Below are 25,706 nucleotides of genomic sequence, written 5' to 3'. Positions count from 1 at the left end.
ATGGGGATCGTGTTCAGGCGGCGCGCAGCGGCACGCGCGCGGCCACGACGGTATGGCCGACCTGCGACGTGATCGTCAGCATGCCGCCGAGCGCGTCGAGCCGCTCGCGCATGTTGCGCAGCCCGATGCCGCGGCGCGCGTCGGTCTGCGTACGCTCGGCGTCGAAGCCGCAGCCGTTGTCGGCGATGGTCAGCGTGACGGCATGCGCTCCGACGTCGAGCGTGACGGCCGCGCGCGACGCCTGCGCATGATGCACGATGTTGCTGAGCGCCTCCTGCGCGATCCGGAACAGCGCCGTGTTGACCGGCGCGGGCAGCGGTCGCGCGCCGCTGTGCGCGACCTGCGTATAGCCGATGTCGATGCCGCTTTCCGCGCCGAGCTCGCGCACGAGCTGTTCGAGCGCGGCGGCGAGGCCGAGATCGTCGAGCATCGCCGGGCGCAACGCGTGCGAGATGCGCCGCACTTCGCGCAGCGTGTCGCCGAGCCGCCCGACGCCCGACGCGAGCGCCTGCTCGGCCTCGGGCATGCGCGCGGTGCCGCGCTCGAAGCGCGCGAGCGCGGATTCGAGCATCAGCTTCGCGGACACCATCATCTGGCTGATCCCGTCATGCAGCTCGCGCGACAGTCGCTCGCGCTCCTGCTCCTGCGATTCGACGACGCGCTGCGCGAGCTGCTTGAGCTTCGCGTCGGCGCTGCGCGACTCGCTGACGTTCAGCACCAGCGCACAGACGGCGATCGCCGCCGCGCCGGTCAGCGCGATCGCGGTGAGCCAGCTCATCGTGCGCTCGATGTTCGCGGACGCGCGCGCGTCGATGCGCTGCAGCGCGGTGTCGACGTCGTCGAGATAGATGCCGGTGCCGACCATCCAGCCCCAGCGTTCGAGCGCGACGACGTAGCCGAGCTTCGGCGCGGGCTTGCCCGTCGACGGCCGCTGCCACGTGTAGCGCACGTAGCCGCCGCCGTGCGACGCGGCGCCGATCAGCTGCTGGATCGTCAGCGCACCCTGCGGGTCGCGCATCGACCAGTAGTTGTGGCCGACGCGCTCGGGCTCGCGCGGATGCATCAGCGCATTGCCGTGCAGGTCGTACACGAAGAAATAGCCGTCGGGGCCGAAATCCATCTTCTGCAGCATCGCGAGCGCCTGCGTGCGCAGCAGTCCGTCGTCGCGCGCATTGCGGCCGCTCGCATCGTACAGCGGCATGATCGCGCTCGTCGCGAGCTCGACGTAATGCTTCAGCTCGACTTCCTTGCTCGACAGGTAGGCGGCCTGGATCGTCGCATGCTGCGTGCGCGCGAGCGACGTCGCCTGCTGGCGCACGCCGAAGCCGATGCCGGCGATCGCGAGCAGGAACGGCACGATGGCCAGAAGGAAAATCTTTGCCTTGAGTCTCATGGTGGTGTGAAGCGGGCGCGGGCCGGCGGGCGCGCGTGTCGCGCGGCGGCGGGGCGAGCCGACATTGTCGGCGATTTCGCCCGCGGCCGGCGTTGCGGCGGCCGGGCGGCCAGCCGTGGCTCAGGCGCGCCGCAGCGAGCGCTCGGCGGACGGGGCCGTCTGCACGACGACCTGGTTGCGCCCGCCTTCCTTCGCGCGGTACAGCGCGTCGTCGGCGAGCTTCAGTGCGGCCTGGATGCTGTCGTCGCGCTCCGGATAGCAGGTCGTCACGCCGATGCTCGCGGTCAGGCGGTCGGACGCGTCCGTGTCGTGCAGGATGCCGAGATCGAGGATGCCGGTGCGGATCGACTCGGCGATCGCCACGGCGCCGGGCGTGTCGACGTCCGGCAGCACCACGACGAACTCCTCGCCGCCGTAGCGCGCTGCATAGTCGGCCGGGCGGCGCAGGCATCCGGCGATGCAGCGGCCGACCGCGGCGAGCGCGTCGTCGCCCGCCTGGTGGCCTTGCGTGTCGTTGTAGCGCTTGAAGTGATCGACGTCGACGAACAGCAGCGACAGCGCGTGCTGCGAGCGCGCCGCGCGGCGCCATTCGCGCGCGAGCGTGACGTCGAGCATCCGGCGGTTGTCGAGGCCCGTGAGGCCGTCGGTGCGCGCGAGCGCTTCCAGCTCGGTTTCCGCGCGGTGACGCTTGCGCAGCTGGATGTCGAGCAGCATCGACAGGCCGACGAAGCCGAGCGCGAGCAAGGCCATCGCCGAGCCGATCGGGATCGCGCGGTCGTACCACGCGGCGTAGGTGTCCGCCTCCGAGCGCGCGACCATGATGATCAGCGGCAGGTGGTCGAGGTGCCGGAATACGTACAGGCGCCGCACGCCGTCGATCGACGCGGTATCGGCGAAGCTCCCTTCGTTGGCGGTCATGAACCGGCGGAACGTGCTGGCCTTGCTGATGTTGCGGCCGACGATCGCCGGATCGTAAGGCTGGCGCGCGAGCATCAGGCCCTTCGTATTGATCAGCGCCATCGACCCGCGATCGCCGAGCGAGAGGCGCGAGAACAGGTCCTGGAAATATTCGAGCCGGATCGACATCACGGCGACGCCGCCGAACGACCCGTCGGGCCGCGTGATTCGCCGGCTGAGCGCGATGCTCGGCGAGCCGCCGCGCAATCGCGAGTGGTACGGGTCGCTGACGTACAGGCCGACGTCCGGGTTGTCGCGGTGCACCGTGAAGTACGATTCGTTGCCGAAGTTGGCCTTGCGCGGCACGTCGCTCTTGCCGTCGACCGCGATGTCGCCGTTCGAGTCGAGCACGTAGATGCCGCCGAGATACTTGGCCGTCGTCGCGCGATCGAACAGCACCTGGCGGCGCAGCGGCATCGGCAGCGCGAGGACCGCGGGATCGTTCTCGCCTTCGACGACCGCCTGCAGCGACAGCGCATAGAACTCGATGTTGCGCTCGATGTCCCACGACGCCATCAGCGCGATGTTCTGCTGGGTGGTGCGCGCGCGATCGCGTGCGTCGATCCGGCCTTCGTACAGCAGGACGCCGCACAGCAACAACAGGATCAGTGCGATCAGCAGCCCTGAATAGAAGATCAGGTGCGTCAGCAGGAACCGGCGCAATTGGGCGGCGACGCGGCTTGTCAGGCCGGATTCGCTGGGCATTGCGTAGTTGGTTTCTGCCATGGTCCGTGGATCGATGGGCATCGTCGCCGGGCGGCGGGCCGATGCGATTGTTCGTATGATTTGCCGGCGATGATCCGGAATGCACCCCCCGGTGCGCATTCCGCCCGACCGACCTGGAACACGGTGCCGATGATCGGTGATGGCGGCCGGATAAACCGCGGAATCACCTGCTCACCGGCAAGAATTGCCGCGATTCGACGATCCGACGAATCGGGCGGCGCGGATTGGTCCGAGTATAACGCGCGCATTCGTGCACGCGGAAAATGTTGCGGACCGTTGATCCGGATCAAATTATCGTCCTGGCAAAGACTTGCCAATCGCGTGCGGAACGTTGCAGCGCAAGGCTGTGCGCCAGGAGGGGGCGGCGCGCATTCCGCCGTCGCCGATTTACCTGCTTTAAGGGCAGGCGCACCCGGAATCTGAAGTCGCGCGCTACGGATCGATTATCCGTTTTCAGCGTTTGCATGAATTCGCATTTGAAAACGGGCAGCCGTAATGGCTGCCCGCTTCGTGAAAACCGCATGCGGGAAAGCCCGCATGCGAAGGCTTACGCGCCGTGCTGTTGCGCCTTGTACGCGAGTCGGAACCGATGCAGCAGCGGCTCGGTATAACCGCTCGGCTGCGACGTGCCCTGCAGCGCCAGTGCGCATGCGGCCTTGAACGCGGTCGACTGGTCGTAGCCGGGCGCCATCGGGCGATAGTTCGGGTCGCCGGCGTTCTGCTGGTCGACGACGCGCGCCATCCGCTTGAACACGTCGAGCACGAAGGCCTCGGTGATCACGCCGTGGCGCAGCCAGTTCGCGATGTGCTGGCTGGAGATGCGCAGCGTCGCGCGGTCTTCCATCAGGCCGACGTCGTGGATGTCCGGCACCTTCGAGCAGCCGACACCCTGTTCGACCCAGCGAACGACGTAGCCGAGAATGCCCTGCGCGTTGTTCTCGACCTCGCTCAGGATTTCGCTCTCGCTCCACGCGGCGCGCTCGACGACCGGCACGGTCAGCAGCCCTTCGAGCAGCGTGTCGCGCTCGCTTGCGTACGGCGTCTTCTCGAGTTCCTGCTGGATGGCCTGCACGTCGACGAGATGGTAGTGCAGCGCGTGCAGCGTCGCGGCGGTCGGCGACGGCACCCACGCGGTGTTCGCGCCGGCGCGCGGATGCGCGATCTTCTGCTCGAGCATCGCGTGCATCAGGTCCGGCATCGCCCACATGCCCTTGCCGATCTGCGCGCGGCCGCGCAGGCCGGCCGACAGGCCCGCGAGCACGTTGTTGCGCTCGTACGCCTGGATCCACGCCGACGACTTCATGTCGCCCTTGCGGATCATCGGGCCCGCTTCCATCGCGGTGTGCATCTCGTCGCCGGTGCGGTCGAGGAAGCCGGTGTTGATGAACGCGACGCGCGCGGCCGCCGCCGCGATACAGGCGGCGAGGTTCACGCTGGTGCGGCGCTCCTCGTCCATGATGCCCATCTTCAGCGTGTTGCGCGGCAGGCCGTACAGATCCTCGATGCGCGCGAACAGCGTGTCGGCGAACGCGACTTCGACCGGGCCGTGCATCTTCGGCTTCACGATGTAGATCGAGCCGGTGCGCGAGTTGCGCTTGGCCTTCAGGTCGTGCAGCGCGCACAGCGTCGTGACGACACCGTCGAGGATGCCTTCCGGAATCTCGTTGCCGTCGCGGTCCAGCACCGCGCCGTTGGTCATCAGGTGACCGACGTTGCGCACGAACAGCAGCGAGCGGCCGTGCAGCACCAGCGTGCCGCCGGCCGGCGTAGTGTACTCGCGATCGGCGTTCAGGCGGCGCGTGAAGGTCTTGCCGCCCTTCGCGACCTCCTCGACCAGCGTGCCCTGCATCAGGCCGAGCCAGTTGCGGTAGAGCTGGACCTTGTCGTCGGCGTCGACCGCCGCGACCGAATCCTCGCAGTCGATGATCGTGCTGACCGCGGCTTCGAGCACGACGTCCTTCACGTTCGCGAGATCGGCGCGGCCGATGGGGGTCGACGCGTCGATCTGGATCTCGAGGTGCAGGCCGTTGTGCTTCAGCAGGATCGCGGACGGCGCGCCGGCCGCGCCCTGGTAGCCGACGAACTGCGCCGGCTGCGCGAGGTGCACGACGCCCTTGCCGGTTTCGACGGCGAGCTGGCCGTCTTCCACGCGATAGCGCAGCGCGTCGCGGTGCGAGCCGCTTGCGAGCGGCGCCGCGTTGTCGAGCACGCCGCGCGCGTAGTCGATCACGCGCTGGCCGCGCGTCGGGTTGTACGCCGTGGTGCGCTCGGCGCCGCCGTCCTCGGGCAGCGCATCGGTGCCGTACAGCGCGTCGTACAGGCTGCCCCAGCGTGCGTTCGCGGCGTTCAGCGCATAGCGCGCGTTCGACAGCGGCACGACGAGCTGCGGGCCGGCCTGCGTCGCGATCTCGCTGTCGACGTTCGCGGTGGCTGCCGCGACGTTCGACGGGACCGGCACGAGGTAGCCGATCTGTTCGAGGAATGCGCGAAATGCGGCATGGTCGCGCACCGGGCCGGGGTGCGCGCGATGCCACGTGTCGAGTTCCTGCTGCAGGCGGTCGCGTTCCGCGAGCAGCTCGCGGTTGCGCGGCGCGAGGTCGTGCACGAGGGCCGAGAAACCGCTCCAGAACGCGGCCTTGTCGATACCGGTGCCCGGCAGTGCTTCGTTTTCAATGAACTGGCTCAGCGCTGGCGCGACTTGCAGTCCTGCTTGGTCGATCATCGTGATTCCTCCCGGGGAAAAAATTCGCGCGCGGCTTGGCTGACTCATGTCGCGACGCTTTGTACGCCGGCGCGGGCGATCAGCGCGTCCTGCTCGGACTTTACGCCAGACACGCCGATCGCGCCCGCAATCCGGCCGTCGAACGCTACCGGCACGCCGCCTTCGAGCAAGCCCGTCAGCGGCACGCTGAGAAACGCGGTGCGGCCACCGTTGATCATATCCTCATACGCTTTCGTCTCGCGCCGGCCGAGCGCCGCCGCACGCGCCTTGTCCTGCGCGATGACGGCGCTGGCCGGCGACGCGCCGTCCAGGCGCGCGAACGCGAGCAGGTGGCCGCCGTCGTCGACGATGGCGATCGATACGGCCCAGCCGTGCCGTGCGGCTTCCACGCGGGCGGCCGCGAGCATGCGTTCGGCGTCGGCGAGCTGGAGTTCGGGTTTGGTTTGCATCATGTTCCTCCGGAATCAGCGGTCGGTGGAATCAGTCGATCCGTCGGTCGTCGACGAGCTCGATCCAGTGGCGCACGCGCGTGCGGCCCGCGCCGTTCAGGTGAGTCTGGCAGCCGATGTTGGCCGTGACAATCAGGTCCGGCCGCGCGGCTTCGAGCGCGTCGAGCTTGTTGTCGCGCAGCCTGGCCGCGAGTTCGGGCTGCGTCAGCGCATAGGTGCCGGCCGAGCCGCAGCAGAGATGGCCGTCGGCGACATTCGTCAGATCGAAGCCGAGCCGCGTCAGGATGCTTTCCACCGCGCCGCCGAGCCGCTGCGCGTGCTGCAGCGTGCACGGGCAGTGGACCGCGACGCGGCGTCGCATCGATTCGGCCAGCGCGTCGAGCGGCTCGGCCGCGATCACTTCCGCGAGGTCGCGCGCGAGTGCGCTGACGCGCCGCGCCTTGTCCGCATAGACGGGGTCGGAGCGCAGCAGGTCGCCGTATTCCTTCACGAACGCGCCGCAGCCGCTCGCCGTCAGCACGATCGCCTCCGCGCCTGCTTCGATCGCGGGCCACCACGCGTCGATGTTGCGGCGTGCGCGCGCGAGCCCGGCATCCTGCGCGTTCAGGTGATATTCGGTCGCGCCGCAGCAGCCGGCTTCGCGCGCGGGCGTCACGCTGATGCCGAGCCGGTCGAGCACGCGCGCGGCGGCCGCGTTCGTGTTCGGCGACAGCGAAGGTTGCACGCAGCCTTCCAGCATCAGCACGCGCCGCGCATGGCGTACCGGCGGGCGCGGCATGGCGGCGGGCACGGCGGCCGGAATCTTGTCCTGCAGCGTGCCGGGCAGCAGCGGGCGCAGCGCGCGGCCGGCCTTCAGCAGCGCGGCGAAGGTTGCCGGCCGCGGCACCACGTGACGCAGGCCCGCGCGCAGCAGGCGCTCGCGCGCAGGCCGCCGCGCGCGCTTCTCGGCTTCCGTGCGGCCGATGTCGAGCAGCGTGTGATAGCGCACGCCGGACGGGCAGGTCGTCTCGCAGTTGCGGCACGTCAGGCAGCGGTCGAGATGCTGCTGCGTGCGCTCGCCGCACGGCTCGCCTTCGAGCATCTGCTTGATCAGGTAGATGCGTCCGCGCGGCCCGTCGAGCTCGTTGCCGAGCACTTGATAGGTCGGGCAGGTCGCATTGCAGAAGCCGCAGTGCACGCACGCGCGCAGGATCGCTTCCGCTTCGTCGGCCCGGTCGAGGGCCTTGCTGGCTTCGCTGAGATTGGTTTGCATATCGGCGGTTCGAAGTCGGGTTGGCGTCAGACGTTCGCGTACAGGCGGCCGGGATTGAAGATCGCATGCGGATCGAGCTGCGCCTTCAGTTGCCGATGCACGCGCAGCAGCGCGGGCGGCAGCGGCTGGAACGGCTCGGGCGTCGTGCCGGGCGTGAAGCAGCTCGCGTGGCCGCCCCACTGCGCGGCGAAGTGCTGCACGTCGGCCGGCGCGGCGTCGCTTTTCAGCCAGCGCTGCGCGCCGCCCCAGTCGACGAGCAGCGCGCCGGGCAGCGCATCGAGCGGCGCGGCCGCCGGCACCGATACGCGCCACAGCGGGCGCGGATCGTCGAAGAACGGCAGCGACAGGTCGCGCAGCCGCGCCCAGAACCCGTCGTCGCGATCGTCCATCCGCTCGCCGCCGATCGTGTCGCGCGCGGCCTTCACCGAGCCCTCGCCGCCTTCGAGCCGCACGCGCAGCACGCCGTCCGCGTGGCACGCACCCGCGAGCGGCAGCCCCGCGCGACGCCATGCCGCGACGCGCTGCACCGCTTCGCCGGCACCGAGCGCCAACGCGAGATCGCCGGTCGCGCGCGGCTTCGGCAGCACCTTCAGCGATACCTCCGTCACGACGCCGAGGCAGCCGAAGCTGCCCGCGAGCAGCCGCGACACGTCGTAGCCCGCCACGTTCTTCATCACCTCGCCGCCGAAGCGCAGGTGTTTCGCATGGCCGGTGATCACGCGACAGCCGAGCACGAAGTCGCGCACCGCGCCGGCCCACGGGCGGCGCGGCCCCGACAGCGCCGCCGCGAACATGCCGCCGACCGTTGCCGTGCCGCCGAACGTGGGCGGCTCGCACGGCAGCATCTGGCCGGCCGCGTCGAGCATCGCTTCCAGTTCGGCGAGCGGCGTGCCCGCGCGTGCGGTGATGACGAGTTCGGTCGGGTCGTACGCGACGATGCCGCGGTGCGTGCGCACGTCGAGCGTGCGGCCTTCGACCGCGCGGCCGACGAACGCCTTCGTGCCCGCGCCGCGGATGTGCAGCGGCTGGCCCGCGCGGATCGCGGCGTCGACCTGCGCGACGAGCGCCGCGCTGTCGTCGATCGATTCGATTTCTCGTTCGTGTCGCATCAGAAGCGCTCCAGTTCGGGAAACGGCAGCTTGCCGTGATGGACGTGCATCGCGCCGAACTCGGCGCAGCGGTGCAGCGTCGGGATGTTCTTGCCGGGGTTGAGCAGGCGCTGCGGATCGAACGCGGCCTTCACCGCATGGAAGAACGTGATTTCGTCGGCGTTGAACTGCACGCACATCTGGTTGATCTTCTCGCGCCCGACGCCGTGTTCGCCGGTGATGCTGCCGCCTGCCGCGACGCACAGTTCGAGGATCTTGCCGCCGAGCGCTTCCGCGCGGTCGAGCTCGCCGGGACGGTTCGCGTCGAACAGGATCAGCGGATGCATGTTGCCGTCGCCCGCATGGAACACGTTCGCGACCGGCAGCGCGTATTGCGCGGACAGCGCGGCGATTCCTTCGAGCACGCGCGGCAGCTCGCGGCGCGGGATCGTGCCGTCCATGCAGTAGTAGTCGGGCGACATGCGGCCGACCGCCGGGAACGCGTTCTTGCGGCCGGCCCAGAAGCGTTGCCGCTCCGCTTCATCGCGCGCGACGCGGATCTCCGACGCGCCGGCGTCGCGCAGCAGCGCGGCCACGCGTTCGGCGTCTTCGTCGACATCGGTCGCGGCGCCGTCGAGTTCGCACAGCAGGATCGCCTGCGCGTCGACCGGGTAGCCGGCGTGGATGAAGTCCTCGGCCGCGCGGATCGCGAGGTTGTCCATCATCTCGAGCCCGCCGGGGATCACGCCCGCGCCGATGATCCGCGCGACCGCCGCGCCGGCTTCGGCGACGTCGTCGAAGCTCGCCATCAGCACCTTCACGCTCGACGGTTTCGGCAGCAGCTTCACCGTCACCTCGGTGACGATGCCGAGCATCCCCTCGGAGCCGGTAAACAGCGCGAGCAGGTCGAAGCCGGGGGCATCGAGCGCGTCGGCGCCGAGCGTCAGCGTGTCGCCGTCGATCGTCAGGATCTCGACCTTCAGGATGTTGTGCACCGTCAGCCCGTATTTGAGGCAGTGCACGCCGCCCGCGTTTTCGGCGACGTTGCCGCCGATCGAGCAGGCGATCTGCGACGACGGATCGGGCGCGTAGTAGAGGCCGTAGGGTGCCGCGGCCTGCGAGATCGCGAGGTTGCGCACGCCCGGCTGCACGCGCGCGATGCCGGCGTCGGCGTCGATTTCCACGATCCGGTTGAACTTCGACATCACGAGCAGGATGCCTTTTTCGAGCGGCATCGCGCCGCCCGACAGCCCGGTGCCCGCGCCGCGCGCGACGACCGGCACGCCGTGCGCGGCCGCGACGCGCAGCACCGCGCGCACCTGCTCGACCGTGTCGGGCAGCACGACCGCGAGCGGCACCGTGCGGTACGCGGCGAGGCCGTCGCATTCGAACGGCTTCAGCGCCTCGCGCTCGTGCAGCACGTCGAGGCCGGGCGCCGCCGCGCTGAGCGCGGCGACGAGCGTGTCGCGGTCGACGGTCGCCAACGGGCCGTCGATCCGTTCGTCGTAGGTGAAACTCATCGTGTGTCTCCGTCTCCACCATCTTCATCGTGCAGGCGGCCGCGGGACGCGCGGCACGCCGATGGACGGCATTCTTGGCGGGCGGCGGGGGCGTGTCCAGATGCCGTTGATGTGGTCATACCAGTTTTTGTTAGAGTGCCTTTGAGGGGCGGCTGGATCTGACGTAAAACGCAATCAGCACAAGGGTTTGTGCGAAAATCGGCGAGGTCCGTCCGAAGTGGTCATACCAGTATGGAAATCCAGAATCGACAAGCGCCGGCGCGCAATGTCGCCGATGTCGTCGCCGAGCGGATCGAGCAGCTGATCGTCGACGGCGTGTTGAAGGCCGGGCAGGCGCTGCCGTCCGAGCGGCGGCTGACCGAGAAGCTCGGCGTGTCGCGCACGGCCGTGCGCGAAGGGATGAAGCTGCTGCGCGCGCGCGGGATCATCGACACGACGCACGGCAAGGGCTCGTTCGTCGCGAGCCTGACCCCGCAGCGCGAAGTCTCGCCGATGATGCATCTGCTCGGCTCGCAGCCGCGCACGCTGTACGACCTGTTCGAGGTGCGCGGCATGCTCGAGACCGAAGCCGCGCGGCTCGCCGCGCTGCGCGGCACACCCGCCGACTTCATCCTGATCAAGCGCCGCTACGAGGAGATGACGGCGGCCGATGCGCAGGATCTCGATTCGGCCGCGCGCGCGAAGCTCGACCATGCGTTCCATCTCGCGATCTGCGAGGCGTCGCACAATCCGGTGCTGGTCAACACGCTGCAGTCGCTGACCGACCTGCTGCTCAGCTCCGTGTTCGCGTCGGTGAACAACCTCTATCATCGCGAGCCGCTGAAGAAGCAGATCGACCGCCAGCACGCGCGGCTCTACAACGCGGTGACGGGGCGGTTGCCCGACCAGGCCCGCAAGGCGGCGAGCGAGCATATCCGGCAGTGCGTCGAGTATCTGCGCGAGATCGAAGAGGAGGAGCAGCGGCTCGTGCGCTCGACGTTGCGGCTCGAAGGGTGGACTTGAGAAAGCACCGGCGCGTTCGTACGATGACGTCAATCAAACGAAGTGCATTGACGATGCGGTTTGATCGACTATTACATCTTAATGTGATGTATCCGGTGCGCGGCACGCCAGCCGGTGCCGGTACGATCATCGGTGCGACGATGGCTGCCAATGTGCGTTAGCAGAAAGCGTGGCATATATATCGTTTTGCCACATTCTGTGAAATTTAACGGTTGCCATCCAATTTCCGTGCAGGAAGGGAACGGCTGCTAATTTGAGATACTCCCGGCCCGGAAACGGGGTTGTTGCGCTAATCTTTCGAAAATATTTGAGATTATGAGTTGAGCGCACGGGGATCTCCATTTTCAGAGATAAACCATTTTCAAGTACTTGGTCACATATATAGTTCTGCTCAATCCTGAATAGAATCGAGCGAGCGACTCATCGTCGCAATGGCCGACCGTCACCCGCGTCGCTTCCTTGGCGGTTGAACCTGAGAGACAAGGAAAGGAAATGGTTTTTCCACCCGTCGATCCCGCAAGATTGCGGGCGGCTACGCTTTACGAGTCGATACATCGGGGCTTGATGCAGCACGAGCGACTGCTCATGTTCCGCTCCCCGCTGCGGGCGCAAACGCTCATTCCAGTGCGCGCAAAGGGATGGTCCAGAGTCGGGCGAGGCTATCGCTGGGTGGTCGACGTCGTTTCGTTACGTGACGATATCGATAACCTGGAACTCGAGCATCAGCCTGTCACGCTGTTTATTCAGCAAACCTCCAAGCCATTTGTTGAATCAGTCTATCGCCCGATTCACGGTTTCGTTCACAAATTCCACACGCTCGGGCAAGACGGAAATCTGACCGTCTACCAGATTGAGTTCGAGTCGGCGCTTTTCTTTCTCGGCAAGGCGAGCAAGAACGATCATTGGTTCAATAAAAGCGCACGGGAAATTCTCTCTGAGTTGCTGGGAGCCTACCCGCAACTTGCCGGGCGAGTACGTTTCGTCCTGTGGGACGAGCCACGTGCGCGATCGTACACGCGGCAGAGCGAAACAGATCTGAACTTTTTCCATAGAATTCTCGAAGACGAAGGATGGTACTTTTATTTCGAGCATGCGCCAGTCCAGTATGAAGACGATCCACGCGTGTCAACACTCGTCATAGTCGATCGGCTTTCTGCCTTGCCTGATGCGAAACCGATCGAATTTTTCAACGGTGCAATTAGCGACGAGGTAGATGGCTTCACGCAATGGGCGGTGACTCAGACTGCACAAAGTCTTGCCTACGCGACAACCTCCTTCAATTACAAGAATCCGCAACAGAATTATTCGGTGCGCAGTGACTTGGGTGACAGCGCAAGCACCTATGTGACCGAAGAGCGACGTCAGCACGTGAGGCGCAGCGTTCCGTATGCGCCCATGATTATTCGTGAAGCCCTGTCGTATGCCTACCCGAACTCGGACGAGGGGCGACGACGTGCATCCAATAGAACCCAGGCTTGGACTTCCGCCGCCCGGCGATACATTGGTCTCGGCGGTGTGCGATGGCTCGACGCCGGATCGCGTTTCACGCTCGAGCATCACACGCGGCATATGACGTTCGATTCGAACCTTCGGGAGTTCATGGTCGTCGAGGTTGAGTGGCTCATTGAGAACAATGTGCCGCTATCTAATCACGCTGCGACCTATCCACTGAGTTTGCAGAGCGCATTGTCCGACTTGCGCCAGGACTATGGCACGCAGTTTAGCTCGCGAGCCAATCCCATCGATGGCCTGGGCGGCATCTACTTGGTCAAAGTAGAAGCGCAGCGGACCAACATCGAGTATCGCAGTCCATTCGAGCATGGAAAGCCGCTGATGTATGCCGAGCACGCGCTCGTGAATGGCCCGGATAATGAGGAAGCATGGGCCGACGAGCGCAATCGCATTTACGTGATCTACCCGTGGGACGAGCGCGACGGAACGAACCGGACGCAAACGTCACCGCCACTGCTGGTGATGCAGGCCGACACCGGATATGGCTATGGTGGCGTTCATGTGCCGCGCAAAGACGAATGGGTCCTCGTCGACTACTTCCAGGGTGATTGTGACCGGCCGTATGTGCTCGGGCGCCTGCCATCCCAAACGACACCCCCACAATGGCATACCAACGTGCTCCTCTCGGGCCTCATGTCGAATGGCTTCGGTAAGAGTGGTGCTTACAACGCGTTCGTACACGACGATGCGACACATCAAGGGGCTACACGACTGACCACCTACACGGGCAGGGTCGGGAACAGCTACAGCCTGTACCACCAAGGGGTTCTGATTGACCATGCGGGCAATAACAACGCGCGGGGCCGATACCTCGGAAAAGGGGCTTTGCTGCATACGGATGATTATCTCGGTATGCGGGCGAATCGTGGTGCATATATCGGAACGCACGCGAAGGCGCACAACGATGATCAGCTTGACGTCAAGGAAGCGCTGGGTCAATTGATTAGTGCCGAAAGCCTCGTTGAGGCGCTGTCGAACGTCGGCGTGCAGCACCACGCGGACAGCTTGAAAGAGAGCCATGCTTCGCTCAAGCAGTTCACGGACGCCACCCAGCAGCCGGAAACGCTGGAAGCCGGCGGCGGTCGTACTGCAGGGGGCGGGACTGGCAGTGCGAACGCGTTCAAGAAGGCGATTCTGCTACTCGCTAGCCCGTTCGGCATCGGCACGTCTACGCAAGACTCGCTGCACATGACGGCAGATCGCCATATCAATGTGGTCAGCGGCCTGAACACGCATATCGGATCAGCAGGAGCATTTATCGTAAATGCCGCCAAAGCCATCGGGATGTTCTCGCAGACGGCGATCAGGCTGTTCACCAAGGGACCCGTGCAGATCCAGTCGCATGACGCGAATGTCGAGGTGATCGCTAAAGCAGTCCTCAAACTGCTGGCACAAGGCGACATCGAGATCGCAGCGGGTGGAAAGCTGGTGCTCACCGCGGGCGGCGCATCAATCACCCTTGAAGGCGGCAATATCCGCGGGCATGCACCCGGGACCGTCGAGTTCAAGGGAGCGCAGCATGCGTTTAGTGGGCCGAGCAGTATGCGCTATTCCATCCCGCCGCTTCCTGTCAGCACGTTGCAGCAAAACCTGACCCATGAATATACGCAGACTTTCGACGTATCTTCGGTCATCGCGAATCTTGGTGTCGGGGAAGCGCTGCAAGCACAGACATATCGCATTTATTTGCCGGACGGAACACTTCAGCAGCAGGGCGGGCTACTCGACGGCGAAACGGCAGCCGTTCACACACCTACACCAATGAACGTGAAGTGTGAGATCGGTGGCGGCGACTGGCTAGCGATTGAAGATGCTTACGACCATGACGAAGCAGTCGACGACGCGAGCGAAGACCCGGTCGATGAGCAGCAGGAAACTTGACCGATTCAACTTCTGATATCCGCGAAATCGATAGGGAGAGCAAGTGTCGAACGCACAATCCGCCGACGCACCGGCAACGAAGGATAAGGCTCAACCAGCTGCATTCGTGGTGGTAACCGTGCTTTTTCGCGACGTGTTGAAAAAGCCTATCGAAGGCCTGGCCGTCCAGTTGACGTCTGGCAAAAACGCACCGCCGGCCCCCGCGTGGGAAACCGGCCCCGATCCAACGATCATCCAAGAGCATTCGCCAACACAGAGCAATGCGTCAGCTGCGACACCCGCTTCCGGTGCCGCGGCCTTACCTGAAGCGGTATCCAGCTCGGCGGCGGCGCCTGCAAAAACGCCACCGAATAGCAAAGCCGAACCGACCGCTCCGCGCTCGTCGCCCATTTTGGACAACAAGACGGAGGCGACCACCGACAAGGATGGCTTTGCGGTGACGATCACGAATGCGGCGCGCAATCAACCGATAGATGTGTTCGTCAAGAATCGTCGTGGGGAGTTTGCCTGGAAAGCCCAAATTGTCCCCAAGAAGGATATCAGCGCGTTCACCATCGTCAGTCCCGAATATCACTTGGAGTCCACTACACAACCCACCCCAAAGGACGAGTTTGAGCAGAATCTAAATCTTCCGGTTGTGAAAGAGGGCGAAGTTATGACGATCGAGAGATTGGTCAAGGAATTTGGCCAATACATTGCATGGACGCAAAAAGTCACCGAGCAAGGCCGGGTAAAAAAATATTTTCCCAAGAAGAACAAGGAAGTCACTGTCGATCAAAAAACGCACAAGAAGAAAACCAAGATTACAATTGAGCACCACTATAAGGTGGTGAACACTGGTGAGCCGCGCACCGTAGCATTCAGCATTTTTGGTTCGAGGCTGAGTTACCCCAAGCCAGAGTTTTTTTCGGATGTGCAGTATCAGCGCATGGCTAGCGAACTTAACGTAGAAGTCGCCGCCATTAAGGCGCTGGTTCAACAGGAATCTCAAGGCCATCCATTTCTGGAAAATGGACTCCCTCCCATACTGTATGAACGACGGCACTTCTTTGATCTATCCGTAAAGAAGCGCGACAAGGAGGCAGAGGAGAGGGAAAGGGGGGCGGAAAAGGAAGCGGCAGAATCGAAGAGCGCAAAAGCGACTGGCGCTGCCAAGAAGAACGTGCATTCGTCCAAAAGAAAAGATTTCCCCGAAAATCCTTATCCAAAATTTCCCGATCTCTGCTTCCCAACCGGAGATCAATATGGCGGAGGCGGCTTGAATCAATATGAAAAGCTGGTTCGTGCTGCGGCTCTTGATTTTGATATCGCCATACAATCATGCTCTTGGGGAGGTTTTCAAATTCTGGGGGAATACTATTCATCGTGTGGGTGTTCGACGCCGGCGGAATTTGCCAATAAATTCATATCTGGAACGGATGGGCAGATGGAAATATTTATTGCATTTATGAAAAAAGAGAAGCGTGCTGGTGTTGACGGATTGAGAGAGCGCAAATGGGAGCAGGTTGCGACTTCATACAATGGTAGGCACTGGCGCACGAAGAATCCTCACTACGCTGAAAATCTCAAAAAATTCTATGAGCAGTTCAAGTAAATTCATTGTGTTTTTATTTGTTGCGTCGATTTCGCGTTTGTCCTTTGCTGGCGAGGCGATTCTGTTCAATGATCCAAGTTTAATCGGATTTCGCGATGGGAGGGCTATATCGGGTTTTTATGATTCGGAGAATGAAAAATTTTCTTGCAGCTTCTTGTTTGTAGAGGGCGGTGATAGGTCAAGTAGTGTGAGTGTTGAGGGTTATGTTGATACACCGTTACTTACTTTCGTTTTGGGTGAGTTGTCCCCGGAGTTTCAGAATAGGAATAAAGTATTCGACATCAAAGGGATTTTGTATCGACGCGACAGTGAGTGGGTTATACAGACTGAGGTTGGTCAGGCTGGGTGTGAAAATGCAACAGGAGTATTCGCGTTTGGGCCAAAAGATTTTAGATCGGTCACTTATCATGTAATTCGAGAGGTCCCGGCCATCGGAATTCGTATTGTGAAGGGTAAAGCGGCTTTTTATGACAATCGCGACGGAAAATTTGTGGCGCGAAAATCCTATCTTGTAGAGGGAGATGGTGTGATTGTAATGAAAAATCAAGGTGATTTTTCATACATTCGTTACGTAGGTGCTGGGCCGAAGTTCGAGGGGCGCGTTACTTTTGGGTGGGTGCGTACAAGGGATTTGGTGAATCCGTTTCCTCGGAAATAATATATTAATAATTATTTATCGAGGCATCAGGTTCTGCGTTGACCGATGCTGCTTGATAAATGGGGTGGTCGCGATTTTGCGCACTAGGGCGCGAGCGGCATTGTCGGGTCGAGTGGGGCCGAAAATACCGCTGCGATGTATCAGGTTGATCAAAATACCGGAAAAATCGCTCGGGCTTTGACCCGGAAAACCTGGGCGAATCAGGAAACCGTTCTATAAAGTCTCAACTGGTCAGGATAATATTGTGAAATTTTATGGATCTTTTGGGTAAGAGGCTGTTGTTTGCGGCGGCGTTGACAATGTCTGGCTCGGTATTTGCTGGAAGTGTTGTTCTATTTCAGCAGCCATACTTGATTGTGTTTGTTAGTTCCAGTCATGTAACCGGCGTTTGTTCAAGAATTGGTGAAACTGGATCTTGCTATTTTTTATTTTATGGTGCGTTTGATAAAAAATATCCTGACAAAGCGGATTGCTCTACCTTTAGGATCAGTACTTTTCTTAGTGGAGATAGATATCTCGATTTTGAGGGCCGGAACAAAGATTACGACATCGATGGCTATTTATACAAAAAATATGACGGATGGGCTCTTAGAACAGTGAGTCCACAGGCTGGTTGTAGCAGCGCGCAAGGCATCTTCTCTGCTGACCCGCCGGATATTTCGGCGAAGGAATTTTTCACTTCAAGTGAAATTCCGGCATTAGGTATTCGTTTGGTCGCGAAAAAATCCAACTTGCATGATATAAAAGGCGGCAAATTTATAGTCAAAAATTCTTACCTCATAAGTGGCGATGCCGTCGTTGTTCTAAAAGTGCGTGGTGAGTTCTCATATGTCCGCTACGTCAATACAGGGCCGAAGTTTGATGGTCGTATCACGTTTGGCTGGTTGCGCTCAAAGGATTTGGTTGATCCCTTTCCCCGGGGAGCGCAATGAAATCGACGCAGAAGGCCGTTTATTGAACGTCTTGTGTGGTGCACAGTAGGCGGATTCGAAACATAGTCTTGCGGTTGATCTGGGGGCCAGTTACAAGGTCGTGGATTGCAACCGATGGCTTAGGGCGTTGTGGTTGAGCGCTTATCCGACGCGGTAGGCTTGCACATTGTGATCGTTGAATTTGGTCTATGGCGAAAGTTTGCATCGCGGCGTCAAGCGACATCCATCCAACCTCGAAAAAATAAAAAAAGCCCGCCGAAGCGGGCAATCCTCTCGATGAAGAGGGGGAGATGCGAATCCGCGAGCAGACAGCCGCGATCAGCGCTCAGCGTCGGCTCAACCTTTCGTCGCCCCAAACGTGAGCCCCGCGACGAAATGCTTCTGCATCGCGAAGAACATCGCGACCGACGGCAACGCAGCGAGAATCGACCCGGCCGAAACAAGGTTCCAGGAAGTCGTCCATTGCCCCTTCAGCGCCGCCACACCCGCGGTAATCGGCGCGGCCTCGTCACCTTGCGTGAGACACAGCGCCCAGAAGTAATCGTTCCACACGAACGTAAACACGAGAATCGCGAGCGCGGCCAGCGCCGGCCGGATCAACGGCAACACGATCCGCCAGAACACCGTCCACTCGCCCGCGCCTTCGATCCGCGCCGCCTCGATCAGCTCGAACGGCAGCTGCTTGATGAAATTCCGCAGAAACAGCGTACAGAACCCCGTCTGAAACGCGACGTGAAAGAGAATCAGCGCCTCGACCGTATTGAACACCCCGAGCCTGAGCGACAGGTCGCGAACCGGAATCATCAGCACCTGCACCGGCACGAAATTCCCCGCGACGAAGGTCCCGAACAGCGCGGCATTCCCGCGAAACCGGTAAGTCGCCAGCGCGAATCCGGCCATCGCCGCGAGCGCGATCGACCCGAGCACCGACGGCACCGTGATCTGCACGCTGTTCCAGAAGTAATGCAGCATCGGCGACGTGGTCAGCGCGTCGCGATAGTTCTCGATCATCGAGAAGTGCCGCGGCCAGCCCCAGTAGTGACCTTCGACCAGCTCCTCGGTTGAGCGCACCGACGTGACGAACACCGCGATCATCGGCAGCAGCCAGATCACGAGCGCGACGGGCAGCGACAGCTTGTACAGCCGGCGCGATACCGGCTTCCAGTGGGCAACGGGTGTCGGAAACATGATGAACGGATCCCCTGAAGGTCAGGTCACTGCTCGTTGCGCAACATGCGGCGCAACTGGAACACGATGTAGACGAGCATGATCGCGAACAGCACGACCGCGATCGACGCGGAATAGCCGAGCCGGTAGTACTTGATCGCCTGGTCGTACATGTAATACGCGAGCACGGTCGAGCTCTCGAACGGGCCGCCGCCCGTCATCACCGAAATCAGGTCGAAGCTGCGCAGCGCGCCGATCACCGTGACGACGATCGCCATGAACGTGGTCGGCCGCAATTGCGGCAGCACGACGTGCCACAGCAGCGCGAAGCCGCGCGCGCCTTCCATCCGTGCCGCTTCGATCTGCTCCGGGTTCACCGACGTGAGGCCGGTCAGGTACAGGATCATGCAGTACGCGGTCTGCGGCCACAGCGCGGCGAACACGATGCCGAAGGTCGCATAGCGCGCATCGCCGAGCACCGGGATCCCGTGCCCGGCGATCAGTGCGAGCAGCCCGAAGGTCGGATCGTAGAACCACGAGAAGATCAGGCCGACGACCACGCCGGACAGCACGAACGGCGCGAAGAACAGCGACTTCACGAGCCGGATGCCGGCGACTGCCTGGTTCAGGTACAGCGCGAGCGCGAGGCCGAGCGGCGGCGCGAGCATGAACAGCCCGAGCCAGATCACGTTGTTGCGCAGCGCGGTGTAGAACGTCGGCGCTTGCAGCAGCTCCGCGTAGTTCGCGAGCCCGACGAACGTGCGCTCGGTCATCCCGTCCCAGTTGCAGAGGCTCAGCCACAGCGTCGACAGGATCGGCCAGATCACATAGACGGCAACCATTGCGCACGCGGGCGCGAGAAAGAGCCACGCGGCGCGCCGTTGTCGCCGCACGGCCGGCGACGGCCGGCGCGCGCGCAGCGCGGCAGGCGAGCTGCGGGCCGGCGGCGCGGCGGCCGGTGCGGCCGGGGCAGCCTGCGTTGCGACGGGTCTGGACGTGATCGGACTGGACACGGCAAGCCTCCTGGGCGGACGCGGCGGCGCTCGGCCGCCGCTGGGGTCACGCGGTTACTTCTTGTAGATCCGCTTGCGGGTCTGTTCGAGTTGCGCGAGCACGGTGTCGAGCTGCGCGGGATTCGCGACGAACTGCTGCATCCCCTTCATCCCTTCGTCGGCCATTTCCTTCGTCATGTCGCGGTCGTAGAACTGCGCGACGCCGCCCCGGGTGTCGGCGAGGATCCGGAAGCCGATGCGTGAGACCGGATCGGCCGGCTCCGGCGACTTGCCATTGGCCGACAGCGAACCGAGCCCTTCGGCGAGCTTCGCGCCCATCTCGGGCGTTTCGACGAACGCGAGGAAGGTATGCGCGTCGGCCTTGTTCTTCGCCTTGGTCGGGATGTGCAGCGATTCGACCGGGCCGTCCTCGGCGGTCGGCACCTTCGGGTCGATGACGGGGAAGCGGTAATAGCCCATTTCCTGCTTCACGTTTGGCGGAAAGCCGGCGGCGATGAAGGTGCCCATCAGCATCATCGCGGCCTTGCCCTGGAACAGGAACGGCTGCGCGCCGTCGAGATCGTAGGACAGCGCGTTGTCGATGAAGTAGCCCGAGTCGATCAGCGATTTCCACGTCGTGTAGACCTTCTTCACGCGTGGATCGGTGTACGGCACGTCGCCGGCCATCAGCTGCTGGTGGAACGCGTTGCCGTTCAGGCGCAGGTCGAGATAGTCGAACCAGCCCGCGAGCGTCCACGCGTCGCGGCCGCCGATCGCGATCGGCGTGATGCCGGCCGCCCTCAGCTTCCTGCATGCATCGAGAAACTGGTCCCAGGTCTTCGGCTCGTCGGCGATGCCGACCTTGCTGAACAGGTCCTTGCGGTAGAACAGCCCCCACGAGTAATAGACGGTCGGCGCCGCATACTGCTTGCCGTTGTACGACGATGCGCTGCGCGTCGACGCGTACATCGCGTCCCAGCCGTTCTTCTTCCAGTCGCCGCTCAGGTCCTCGAACAGCCCGCGCTTCGCGTAGTACGCCATGCGCTCGCCCGCGTGCCAGTTCACGACGTCGGGCGCGACGGTCGTGAGCCACGCCGGGAGCTGCACCTTGTACGCTTCCTCGTCGACGAAGGTGGGCTTCACGTCGATGTCGGGATGGGCCTTGTGGAACGCTTCGATCGTCGACTGCCAGACCGCGCGCTGGCTGGCGCCCTTGAACGCGATGTTGATCGTCAGCGTGCCCGCGTCGGCCGGCGCCGCGGCGCCGAACGAAGCGAACGCGATGGCGGCGGCGGTCGCAAGCCGGGCGGCGACGCGAAGGGGGCGATGTGTCATGGGTGTCTCCATTCCTTTCTGTCGTTGTGCGTGACCGGCGCATCGCGGCGCCGGGGGCGGTTGCTACGAACGGCTTCGATACACGGCGACGCCTTGCGGCTCGACCTGCGCGGCGCCGACCACGAACGCGGACGGCGGCACCGCATCGATCGTGTGCGGCGTGCTGCCGTAGTTGAATACGTAGGTCAGGCCGCCGCGCCGGCTTACGCGCACGCCGTCGCCGAGCGGCGACGGTGTCAGGCCGGCTTCGGCCGCGACGTCGGCGAACAGGCGCGCGGTGGTCGCGTCGTCGAACAGCGCGGCCCAGTAGTGCAGCGTGCCGTGCGACACACAGGCCGGATGACCGTCGGCGAAGCGCGCGCGCACGACGCTGCGCGCGTCGTCGTCGCGCAGTTCGACGAGGTCGCGCCAGTGACGCGCGTCGCCGGTGAGCGGCGCGCCGTCGCGCAGCGTGCCGTCGATCCGCTCGGTCACGTTCGGCCGCAGCGATTCGACGCGCCACACGCGCACCGGCAGGATCGACGCGAGCGGGCCGGGCGGCAGCGTCGGCGGAATCCGCAGGTCGGCGGTCTTCGAGCCGGTGCGCGGACCGAACACCGCATGCGCGCCGGAGGCGGCGAGCCGTGCCGCGAAGTCGTCCGGCACGACCGGCAGCGGCGGCACGACGACGAGCCGGTAGCCGTCGAGCGGCGCGTGCGCGGAAACGATGTCGACGTCGAGGCCGAGCGAACGCAGCGCCGAGTAGTACTCGAACGCGAAGCGCGGGTAGTGGAAATCGGCGCCTTGCGGCTGCACTTCGAACAGCCACTTCGCTTCATAGTCGAACACGAGCGCGACGGGCGCACGCACCGCGCCGTTCGCGTCGGCATCGGCACCTGCGTCGAGCACGGCGGCGATCTCCTGCGCGACGCGCTGCGCTTCGCGGCCGCCTTCGTCGAGCCGGTCGTCGGGCGTGTGCAGGCCCGCATGCATCTGCTCCTGCGCGAACGGCGCCTGCCGCCAGCGGAAGTACGACACGCAGCCGGCGCCGTGCGCGAACGCTTCCCAGCTCCACAGCCGCACCATGCCCGGCAGCGGCGCGGGGTTCCACTGCGCCCAGTTCACGGGCCCCGGCTGCTGCTCCATCACCCAGAACGGCAGCTTCGACATGCCGCGATAGAGGTCGTGATTGAACGACGCGAAATCCGGATGGCCGGTGCGCAGCCAGCGCGCCTTCACGTCGGGCGCGAACCATTGCTCCTCGAGCGCGCCGAGCGGGTAGCTGTCCCACGTCGCGACGTCGAGGTCGCGCGCCACTTCGTAATGATCGAACTCGGTGAAAAGCTGCATGAAGTTGTGCGCGACGGGGCGGCCCGGCGAATGCGCGCGGATCACGTCGACCTGCATCCGGTGATAGCGCGCGACTTCATCCGACGCGAAGCGCCGGTAGTCGAGGCGGTGCGACGGATGCGCTTCGGTCACGGTGCCGACCGGCGCATCGACTTCGTCGAAATGCCGGTACTCCATGCTCCAGAACACGGTGCCCCACGCACGGTTCAGCGCGTCGATCGTGCCGTGGCGCGCCTGCAGCCATCCGCGAAAACGCACGAGCGCGGCGGGCGAGTAGCTGACCACCGTCTGATGGCAGCCGAGCTCGTTGTCGGTCTGCCAGTAGCGCACGGCCGGGTGGCGGCCGTAGCGTTCGGCGACCGCGGTGCAGATGCGGCGCGACGCTTCGAGATAGGTCGGCGACGAGAAGTCGTAGTGGCGGCGCGAGCCGAACTTGCGCGGCCGGCCGTCCGCGCCGATCGCGAGGATGTCGGGGTGACGGTCGACGAGCCATTTCGGCGGTGTCGCGGTCGGCGTGCACATCACGATCTCGAGGCCGGCCGTGCCGAGCACGTCGATCGCGCGGTCGAGCCAGCCCCAGTCGTATTCGCCCGGCGACGGCTCGATGCGGCTCCATGCGAATTCGGCGATCCGCACCTGCGCGATGCCGAGTGCCTTCATCCGGCGGGCGTCGTCGGCCCACATCGATTCCGGCCAGTGTTCCGGGTAGTAACAGACTCCGAGGCGCATGCCCGATCCCTATGCGTAGTGGTGGACGGGAAGGCCGGCGCACGCGGGCACCGCGCGGCCGTCTTCGGTGAAGAGGTGGCAGGCGGCGGCCGTCGCATGCGCGTGCACGCGTTCGCCGCGGCGCAGCGGGGCGTCGCCGGGCACCTTCGCGATCAGCGGCGTGCCGCCGGGCTGGTCGAGGTGCACGTAGGTCTGCTCGCCGAGGCGTTCGACGAGCGCGACGTCGCGCGCGAGCGTCGTCGCGTTGTGCTCGGTGCCGAGCGTCAGGTGTTCGGGGCGGATGCCGAGCGTGACGGCCGCGCCGACCGCGAGCGCGGAACCGTCGCGCGGCAGCGTGAAGGTTTCGCCGGATAGCACGACGGTGACGATCGTGCGCCGCGCGTCGCAGGCGGTGACGACGGCCGGCAGGAAGTTCATCCGCGGCGAGCCGATGAAGCCGGCGACGAAGCGGCTCGCCGGATGGTGATAGAGGTCGAGCGGCGCGCCGACCTGCGCGATGCTGCCGTGCCGCGCGGTGTCCGCGCCGGCGTGCAGCAGCACGATCTTGTCGGCGAGCGTCATCGCTTCGGTCTGGTCGTGCGTCACGTAGACGACGCTCGCGCGCTCGAACTGCCGGTGCAGTTTCGCGATCTCGATGCGAGTCTGGCCGCGCAGCGCCGCGTCGAGGTTCGACAGCGGCTCGTCGAACAGGAACACGCCGGGCTCGCGCACGATCGCGCGGCCGATCGCGACGCGCTGCCGCTGGCCGCCGGACAGCGCCTTCGGCTTGCGCTCGAGCAGCGTGTCGAGCTGCAGGATCCGCGCGGCGTCGCGCACCTTCCGGTCGATCTCGGCCTTCGGCACGCGCGCGAGCTTCAGCCCGAACGCCATGTTCTCGTAGACCGTCATGTGCGGAAACAGCGCGTAGCTCTGGAACACCATCGCGACGCCGCGCTCGGCGGCCGGCACGTCGTCGACGCGGCGGCCGTCGATCGACAGCTCGCCGTCGCTCAGGTCCTCGAGGCCCGCGATCATCCGCAGCAGGGTCGACTTGCCGCAGCCGGACGGGCCGAGGAACACGCAGAACTCGTGCGCGCCGATCTCCAGATCGACGTCGCGAATGACCGGCGCGTGCTCGCCATAGGCTTTCTGCACGCGTCGCATCGAGATGCTCGCCATTGTCTCCGCTCCATGTTCTAATGCGCCTTCGTTGATGCTTAAGCGCTTAAGCAACGCGATCAAAAAAGAGCCGATCGCGATCGCGGCCGAGCCGCGCCCGTCGGTCGGGCGGCAGGGTGTGCGGCGATAGTGCGCCGCTTCGGTGAGCGAAGCAAATACTGGATCGACGTCTCATATAGTGGACATTGCATGGCGACACTCGATGAAGTGGCCCGCCGCGCCGGCGTGACGGCCGCGACGGTCTCGAACGTGCTGCGCAACCGCGGCCGGGTCGGCGAAGCCACCCGCGCGCGGGTGCTCGAAGCGGTGCAGGCGCTCGGCTACCGGCCGCATCTGGCCGCGCGGGCGCTGGCGGAAGGGCGCGCGCCGACGGTCGCGCTGATGGTGTCGAGCATCGCGAACCCGTTCTATCCGGAGTTCGCGCTCGCGGTCGAGCGCGCGGTGCGGCGCAACGGGCAATTCCTGATCGTCTGCAATACGAACGAAGATCCGTTGCAGGGGCGCGCGTATCTCGACCAGATCGCCGGCACGATTTCCGAGGGGATTCTCGTGACCAACGCGAACCTGCACCTGCCGGATCTGGTCGACGTCGCGCGGCGCGGCGTGCCGGTCGTGCTGTGTCTGTGGGAGCGGCCCGATGCGCCGCCCGAAGGATTGCCGTGCGTCGCGGTGGATTTCCGCGAGGCGGGGCGGATTGCGACGCGGCATCTGGTCGAACTCGGGCACAAGACGATCGGCGTGATCGTCGGCGGCTCGGCGAGCGGCGTGCAGGCGGCGCGCTACGACGGCTTCGTCGACGTGATGCGCGAAGCGGGGCTCGACGCGTCGATCGTCGCGGCCGAGCCCGATTCGATCGAAGGCGGTGTGCGTGCGGCGGGCCGGCTGCTCGACGCGCATCCCGGGCTGACCGCGCTGGTCGCGACCAACGACCTGCCCGCGATCGGCGCGCTGCACGCGGCCGCCGATCGCGGCCGGCGTGTGCCCGACGATCTGTCGATCGTCGGCATCACCGATATTCATCTGGCGAGCGATACGCGTCCTACGTTGACGACCGTCGCGATTCCGACCGCCGAGGCCGCGGGGCTCGCGGTCGAACTGCTCAACGCGTTGCGCGAGGCGGGCGGTCAGGTCGACGATGCATCGCGCGTGCGGACGGCGTCGGTGCCGAGGCTGGTGGTGCGCGGGACGACGGGGGCGGTGCGGGGGCGGTGCGCGATGGCTTAGCGGGAGAAGGCGGCCACGCGGGGCGCGTCGCGTAGTGTCATGCTTGCCGAAGCCGAAGCCGAAGCCGAAGCCGAAGCCGAAGCCGA

The 25,706-nt window shown here is 64.4% G+C and carries 18 protein-coding genes; 6 read left to right on the top strand and 12 right to left on the bottom strand.

Features of this window, described 5'->3' with window-relative positions:
- Window positions 1–13: 13 nt before the first annotated feature.
- From NQV17_RS14640 to glcD, 7 genes are all read right to left on the bottom strand, one after another.
- A complete protein-coding gene (locus tag NQV17_RS14640; RefSeq protein WP_044848872.1) occupies window positions 14–1,393 on the bottom strand; it encodes a cache domain-containing protein in 1,380 nt (459 codons plus the stop codon).
- A 120-nt stretch (window positions 1,394–1,513) separates the two neighbouring features.
- Complete coding sequence (locus NQV17_RS14635; RefSeq protein ID WP_257772816.1) at window positions 1,514–3,076, bottom strand: sensor domain-containing diguanylate cyclase; 1,563 nt, start codon at window positions 3,074–3,076, stop codon at window positions 1,514–1,516.
- Window positions 3,077–3,623: 547 nt separating this feature from the next.
- Window positions 3,624–5,798 (bottom strand): malate synthase G, encoded by a 2,175-nt coding sequence (locus NQV17_RS14630; RefSeq protein WP_257772815.1) that lies wholly within the window; start codon window positions 5,796–5,798, stop codon window positions 3,624–3,626.
- 44 nt (window positions 5,799–5,842) lie between these two features.
- On the bottom strand, window positions 5,843–6,247 hold the full coding sequence (locus tag NQV17_RS14625; RefSeq protein ID WP_044848880.1) for a heme-binding protein: 405 nt from the start codon (window positions 6,245–6,247) through the stop codon (window positions 5,843–5,845).
- Between the two features lie 31 nt (window positions 6,248–6,278).
- A complete protein-coding gene (gene glcF, locus NQV17_RS14620) occupies window positions 6,279–7,499 on the bottom strand; it encodes a glycolate oxidase subunit GlcF (protein WP_257772814.1) in 1,221 nt (406 codons plus the stop codon).
- A 26-nt stretch (window positions 7,500–7,525) separates the two neighbouring features.
- Window positions 7,526–8,608 carry a glycolate oxidase subunit GlcE gene (gene glcE / locus NQV17_RS14615; protein ID WP_257772813.1) on the bottom strand — a complete coding sequence of 361 codons (1,083 nt, stop codon included), beginning with the start codon at window positions 8,606–8,608 and terminating at the stop codon, window positions 7,526–7,528.
- Window positions 8,608–10,107 (bottom strand): glycolate oxidase subunit GlcD, encoded by a 1,500-nt coding sequence (gene glcD, locus NQV17_RS14610; RefSeq protein WP_257772812.1) that lies wholly within the window; start codon window positions 10,105–10,107, stop codon window positions 8,608–8,610. The genes glcE and glcD overlap by 1 nt, the downstream gene beginning before the upstream one ends.
- A 231-nt stretch (window positions 10,108–10,338) precedes the next feature.
- Here glcD and glcC point away from each other — a divergent pair, with 231 nt between their 5' ends.
- The 5 genes from glcC (at window position 10,339) to NQV17_RS14585 (ending at window position 17,686) form a co-directional block, all read left to right on the top strand.
- Window positions 10,339–11,109 (top strand): transcriptional regulator GlcC, encoded by a 771-nt coding sequence (gene glcC / locus NQV17_RS14605; RefSeq protein ID WP_257772811.1) that lies wholly within the window; start codon window positions 10,339–10,341, stop codon window positions 11,107–11,109.
- 585 nt (window positions 11,110–11,694) lie between these two features.
- Window positions 11,695–14,502: a type VI secretion system Vgr family protein gene (locus tag NQV17_RS14600; protein WP_257772810.1), complete on the top strand. Its 2,808-nt coding sequence runs from the start codon at window positions 11,695–11,697 to the stop codon at window positions 14,500–14,502.
- 43 nt (window positions 14,503–14,545) lie between these two features.
- Entirely contained in the window at window positions 14,546–16,096 is a 1,551-nt protein-coding gene (locus tag NQV17_RS14595) for an N-acetylmuramidase family protein (protein WP_257772809.1), read from the top strand.
- Window positions 16,080–16,754 carry a hypothetical protein gene (locus NQV17_RS14590; RefSeq protein WP_257772808.1) on the top strand — a complete coding sequence of 225 codons (675 nt, stop codon included), beginning with the start codon at window positions 16,080–16,082 and terminating at the stop codon, window positions 16,752–16,754. Before NQV17_RS14595 ends, NQV17_RS14590 begins: the two co-directional genes overlap by 17 nt.
- Before the next feature lie 254 nt (window positions 16,755–17,008).
- Window positions 17,009–17,686, top strand: coding sequence for a hypothetical protein (locus NQV17_RS14585; protein ID WP_257772807.1), 678 nt, complete (start codon window positions 17,009–17,011; stop codon window positions 17,684–17,686).
- Window positions 17,687–18,022: 336 nt separating this feature from the next.
- Here NQV17_RS14585 and NQV17_RS14580 read toward each other — a convergent pair whose 3' ends face one another.
- From NQV17_RS14580 to NQV17_RS14560, 5 genes are all read right to left on the bottom strand, one after another.
- Complete coding sequence (locus tag NQV17_RS14580) at window positions 18,023–18,874, bottom strand: carbohydrate ABC transporter permease (protein ID WP_039318652.1); 852 nt, start codon at window positions 18,872–18,874, stop codon at window positions 18,023–18,025.
- A 26-nt stretch (window positions 18,875–18,900) separates the two neighbouring features.
- Window positions 18,901–19,866 (bottom strand): carbohydrate ABC transporter permease, encoded by a 966-nt coding sequence (locus NQV17_RS14575; protein ID WP_257772806.1) that lies wholly within the window; start codon window positions 19,864–19,866, stop codon window positions 18,901–18,903.
- Between the two features lie 54 nt (window positions 19,867–19,920).
- A complete protein-coding gene (locus NQV17_RS14570; RefSeq protein WP_257772805.1) occupies window positions 19,921–21,180 on the bottom strand; it encodes an ABC transporter substrate-binding protein in 1,260 nt (419 codons plus the stop codon).
- Between the two features lie 63 nt (window positions 21,181–21,243).
- Window positions 21,244–23,238 (bottom strand): beta-galactosidase, encoded by a 1,995-nt coding sequence (locus NQV17_RS14565; protein WP_257772804.1) that lies wholly within the window; start codon window positions 23,236–23,238, stop codon window positions 21,244–21,246.
- A 9-nt stretch (window positions 23,239–23,247) separates the two neighbouring features.
- Entirely contained in the window at window positions 23,248–24,396 is a 1,149-nt protein-coding gene (locus tag NQV17_RS14560; protein ID WP_257772803.1) for an ABC transporter ATP-binding protein, read from the bottom strand.
- A 189-nt stretch (window positions 24,397–24,585) separates the two neighbouring features.
- Between NQV17_RS14560 and NQV17_RS14555 the strand changes: the two genes are divergently transcribed.
- Window positions 24,586–25,620, top strand: a complete 1,035-nt coding sequence (locus tag NQV17_RS14555) for a LacI family DNA-binding transcriptional regulator (RefSeq protein ID WP_257772802.1) — start codon at window positions 24,586–24,588, stop codon at window positions 25,618–25,620.
- The last annotated feature ends 86 nt before the right edge of the window (window positions 25,621–25,706 follow it).

The organism is Burkholderia sp. SCN-KJ, from assembly GCF_024656005.1.
GTDB lineage: Bacteria > Pseudomonadota > Gammaproteobacteria > Burkholderiales > Burkholderiaceae > Burkholderia.
This window is presented reverse-complemented; position numbering and strand designations above follow the sequence as displayed.